This is a genomic window from Catonella sp. (genome assembly GCF_052173895.1).
Lineage (GTDB): Bacteria > Bacillota > Clostridia > Lachnospirales > Lachnospiraceae > Catonella.
The window spans coordinates 1-4,655 of record NZ_JBQMXS010000075.1 but is presented as its reverse complement, the minus strand read 5'-3'; the positions used below and the strand labels follow the sequence as shown (position 1 = coordinate 4,655).

The 4,655-nt window shown below is 35.4% G+C and carries 7 protein-coding genes and 1 pseudogene; all 8 read left to right on the top strand.

What is annotated here, in order from left to right; translation table 11 throughout:
- Positions 1-473, top strand: a 473-nt coding sequence (locus ACTTG8_RS09675; protein ID WP_442561905.1) for a DUF6630 family protein, incomplete at its 5' end; no start/stop codon positions are given.
- Between the two features lie 8 nt (positions 474-481).
- Positions 482-901 carry a hypothetical protein gene (locus tag ACTTG8_RS09670; protein ID WP_442561904.1) on the top strand — a complete coding sequence of 140 codons (420 nt, stop codon included), beginning with the start codon at positions 482-484 and terminating at the stop codon, positions 899-901.
- 132 nt (positions 902-1,033) lie between these two features.
- Positions 1,034-1,534 (top strand): imm68 putative immunity domain-containing protein, encoded by a 501-nt coding sequence (locus ACTTG8_RS09665; protein WP_442561903.1) that lies wholly within the window; start codon positions 1,034-1,036, stop codon positions 1,532-1,534.
- Positions 1,535-1,569: 35 nt separating this feature from the next.
- The gene (locus ACTTG8_RS09660) at positions 1,570-2,376 is read left to right on the top strand and encodes a hypothetical protein (RefSeq protein WP_442561902.1); all 807 of its coding nucleotides are present in this window, start codon (positions 1,570-1,572) and stop codon (positions 2,374-2,376) included.
- Positions 2,377-2,567: 191 nt separating this feature from the next.
- Entirely contained in the window at positions 2,568-3,074 is a 507-nt protein-coding gene (locus ACTTG8_RS09655; protein ID WP_442561901.1) for a hypothetical protein, read from the top strand.
- Between the two features lie 215 nt (positions 3,075-3,289).
- Positions 3,290-3,640: pseudogene (locus tag ACTTG8_RS09650) on the top strand (YbaK/EbsC family protein); the annotation flags it as partial.
- A 29-nt stretch (positions 3,641-3,669) separates the two neighbouring features.
- A complete protein-coding gene (locus tag ACTTG8_RS09645; RefSeq protein WP_442561900.1) occupies positions 3,670-3,963 on the top strand; it encodes a hypothetical protein in 294 nt (97 codons plus the stop codon).
- A 29-nt stretch (positions 3,964-3,992) separates the two neighbouring features.
- Positions 3,993-4,430, top strand: coding sequence for a DUF523 domain-containing protein (locus ACTTG8_RS09640; RefSeq protein WP_035041475.1), 438 nt, complete (start codon positions 3,993-3,995; stop codon positions 4,428-4,430).
- Positions 4,431-4,655: the final 225 nt, after the last annotated feature.

Sequence of the window (4,655 nt, the reverse complement as noted above, 5' to 3'; positions counted from 1 at the left end):
TAAGCCTGCTTACAGATAATAAGACAGTTATTTCTAAATTGGCAAGATGTTTTGACTCTACAAATACGTATTTTGATGAAAATGCAGAGAGTTATGATGAGCGTTATATAGAAGTGGACGAAGAGAAAGATAAGATTGTATGGATAGCAATAGTTGATGAATTGACAGAGAGCGGAGACATTATAGAACTTGACTGGAAAGAGGGATTTGAAGAGTTTACAGCTCAGATGAAAAATTTGGCAGACAAAAATAATCTGGAATTGCAAGAGAACCGGCTTAACAGGGGGATGAATATCCCTGCCTGGTGTGAAATTCTGGATGAAGAATGGAAAAGTCAGGGCTTTTGTGTAGGAGCTATGGATATAGACAGTGACAGCTATGTAATGTTTGTGTGCAGGAGAGAAACTTTGGAGAAGCTTACGGCTTTAGGGAAAAAGGTAAATCAGAGATTTGATTTTGCGAAAAATATGTGAGAAGAAATATGAATAATATAATACAGAATATAACCATAGAAAATAAAAAAATTGATAGAGAAAAATTCTTTATGTTGGGATATTGTCCGGAGATTGAAAAGCATTTGCTCTGTGTGCATATTTCTTGGGTTGCAGGCTATGACAGATATTATGTATTGGATGAGGAAGATACAGAAATGTATGAAAAAGAGCCGGAAGAATTTTATAGGAAATATGAAAAAGAAATTAAGACAGTCAGGACAAAGAAACTGATTGGGGCAGGGGCTTTGAGGGATTATAATTTTAGAAGTCTTCCTGATGAAGTATTAAAAGATTTGGATAAATATCCTCCGTTTGAGGGATATTTCTATCAGGATGGAATACTTTATGCGAGGGTAAAGATTGGGGAGAGATATGTAAGTCTTCCACCTATTTATGATGAAGAGTGAATTGAGTTATACAGAATTTGCGATAAAAATATACAGCATCTTCCTAAAAAGCTGCTGTTATTGTATGAGAAATATTTGAAAGCTGTTAAAAAATCTTAATAAGATTAAACAGATTGGAAAGGGGAAACACAAATGTACATAGCAGATAAATATTGGAACAATTATATAGGGGACAGCGATGACAGCCTGACACTGGCTTCATATCTTATGTATAAGAGGCAGGAAAAAATATCTCTTGCGGAAATATTTTCGGATTTAGGTTTAGATAAGTTAAACGGTAATTTCAGACAGAATGATGAACCGATTACGGTAAGATTGAAAGATAATGAAAATAATGAGTATGATGTTGAATTTTACTATCCGATTGACATAATTACAGACCTCGCAGCAATTTTACTGGAATGCAAAAAAAGCGGAAGTGTAGATGTAAATGAACTGCTTGGAGATGACTTAAAGCCTGTAGTTATCAGTATTATAAGTACAGAGAAAGAAGAGAATATAATAAAAACTGTATTGGAAGATTTTTATACTCATCCTCTTGAATATAATTTAAGTGAAATGTGTCCGGAAGAAGATATGTTAGAGATGGCAGAAATATGCAAAGATTTAGCAAAGGAATTATTTGAGGAATAAGATGATGACAGTGCAAGAATAAACAGGAGGCTATTATGGCAATAGACGGGGTAAAGATTATAGACAGCGATGACGGTTATGATATTTATAACAGCATAGTAGAAAGATATAAAAATGGAGAAAATGTAGACAAGATAATTGAAGATGTATTAAATGATGAGAAAAATTTTTGCACAGACGGATTTTATACTGAGATTTATTGGACAGCCTTTGCTTATTCTTTGTGGAAGATAGGGCATTTACCGGAGGAAATAAAAAATAAAGCTCTTAAGATAATAGAAAACGGAGCAGATGAGTTCTGGCTTGAAATCGACAGCAAGGCAAAAAAGCAAAGACAGAAGGTGCTTGATAAACTTGCTGTTCAGTTACAAAGTGAGAATCCCAAACCTCTTAAAGTTCCAAAAACAAAAATAAAGAGAGAGCCATATTTTAAGGTAGGAGATGTGCTTGCGGTTAAATTTGAAAATGAATATGGAGTAATTTTTGTTTCAGACGTTGATGTGAGTCCTCGAAAGATAGAATATCACCTTGCCTGCACAAGACTGTTACAAAAGGATAAGCCGACTATGGAGGATTTTTTTAACAGCAAAATTGCCTGCAAGATGTGTAACACAAAATATGCGCTTGATACCGACTGTTGGTTTAATCACAAGGATTTGGGGTTTTTACTTGATAAACTTCACAAAATAGGAGAGGTAGAACTGGAGGACTATGTTTTGGGGATGTTGGCACCGGCACATAGTTTAGATGATATATATGAGGAAATTACGGATGATAAAGCAATATGGCATCTTAGGTTTAAGGATACTTATTATCTTATAAAAGATATGAAAGAGTGTTGAGAAGAAATTTTTGAAAAGATTTTAATGTTTGCATAACTCTAAGATTACAGCTCCGAATGATAAATTCTAAGCGAGCGCATTAGACGTAGCGAAGCGGATGCCGTAGCGAGTCTGAAATGTTATCATTCGGAGCGTCAACTTTGTGTGATAACATTTAGCCCCACAACTTCTAATTTTACTAGGAGGATTTTATGGATATAATTCAAGCTGTTCTTGATGGAATTGCTATAGCGGCCATATTTAACGGGACAGTGGCTGCTGTGGCACTTATTAATCCGAGATTCTTTTTTGATTCTTATCCCAAAGCTATTCAGAAGGCTGCACCCGAACAGATGACAAAACAAGAGAAGACGATAAATGGGATATTAACAGTTGTCATTGTTGGGATTTGTTTTGTTTATTCGATTGTAAGTCTTTTGCATACCGGAATTGTTGACTTTTGGAACGTGTTTTGGATGGGATATATTCAGTGGAGTATATTAAACCTGGGAGATTTTTTCTTGTTAGATTGTCTGTTGTTTCAGGGAAAATATAAGGATAAGATTGTAATTCCGGGGACAGAGGGACACGAAGATTATGAATTTAGTAACTGGATGAAACACTTGGCGGTTATTGAACATTTTTTAGCAGTTCCTTTTTTAATTATTCCGATAGTATCGGCAATTCAGGCTTTGCTTGTTGGATTTTTAGGAAGATAAATTAGAGCTTTTAGAAAGAAGTTAGAAATTCAAAAAATTAAAATATTTATTCAAAGAATCTTTTGACTGAATATGCCGGTAAAATAAAAGAGTATTGCAAGTAGGATATTATATATGTAAAGGGTGACCTTAGATGATATTTGTGTTAAAATTACAGAAACACATAGTTTTAAGGCTGTGAACTTCCTTATCCTGATGCCGATGCAAAAAATCTTTTCGTACGTGATGATAAGAAGAAAAATTATTACCTGATAACTGTGAAGGGTGATAAAAGAGTTGATTTGAAGGCTTTCAGAAAAACGCATGGACTTCGCCCACTTAGCTTTGCATCCGCAGAGGAGTTGTTTGATATTTTAAAGCTTACTTCGGGAGCGGTTTCACCTTTTGGCCTATTAAATGATGAGCAGAAACAGGTTGAATTTTATTTGGATAAAAGCTTTTTTGAAAACCATGGTCTGATAGGCTGTCATCCAAATGATAATACAGCAACTGTGTGGCTTAGCGGAAAAGCATTACAAAACCTCATCGAGGAGCATGGAAATACAGTTCATATAGTGGAAGTTTAATCTGATTTTAATTTGCAAAGGAAAAAAATATGAGTGCTTGGTTTGAAGTAAATACTACAGATATAGTTGATATCGTTGAGAAAAGAAAGGATCAGTATCCCTGGGGAGATTATCCGGATCAAAAGTATAGCTGCCTTATTTTTTGGAAAAATGGAAGAATTTATATGACAGTTGACGAATTTTATAAAGTTGATGACAACAAATATTCCTGTTTAGATTATTATACTACTGTACTTGTAAATAACGTTGAGGGATATAATGATATGCTGGAAGAAGATTTTGTTGTCAGAGCTTATAATACATGGATGTCAGGAGCGCACTAAGGCTGAATTTAATGCGGAGGATGTTTTGTGTGAAGGTATTAGTAAGTGCCTGTATATTGGGCGAAAATTGTAAATATAACGGAAAGAATAATAGAAACCGGTTGGCTATTAATCTGTTAAAAAATTATGAGATTATCCCTATTTGCCCGGAGATGCTTGCCGGTATGAAAACGCCCAGACCATGTGCGGAAATTGTTAACGGAGTCGTTACGGATGAAAATGGAAATGATGTTCATTCAGAATACATGCAAGCGGCAGAGATTGCCTTATCGAAAATTGAAAATGATGATATAGGGCTTGCTGTCCTGCAGTCAAGAAGTCCTACCTGTGGTGTGAATCAGATTTATGATGGAAGTTTTAGCGGAAAACTGATTCCCGGTATGGGATTATTTGCACAGGCATTGAAGCAAAAGGGATATAAGGTTGTCGATGTTGAATCGTTTATTGATGAATCGGGTAGCAGCTAAATCAGAATTTGTATTTCAGAAGAAAGGAATTAGGTCTGAGCATGAAATTGAGCGTTGTAAAAAATGCTTTTATAAAAACACTGCCGGTAATGGCCGGCTCTCACCGGACTGCTCAGCTCACTGTTTTGTCTCTTGGTATTCGGACCGGAAATCTTTCTGATTCCTGCGATGCTGCTCATTACGCTTGTTCTGACTCTTTTAAGGGGACGCCTTCAAGGTAAAAAG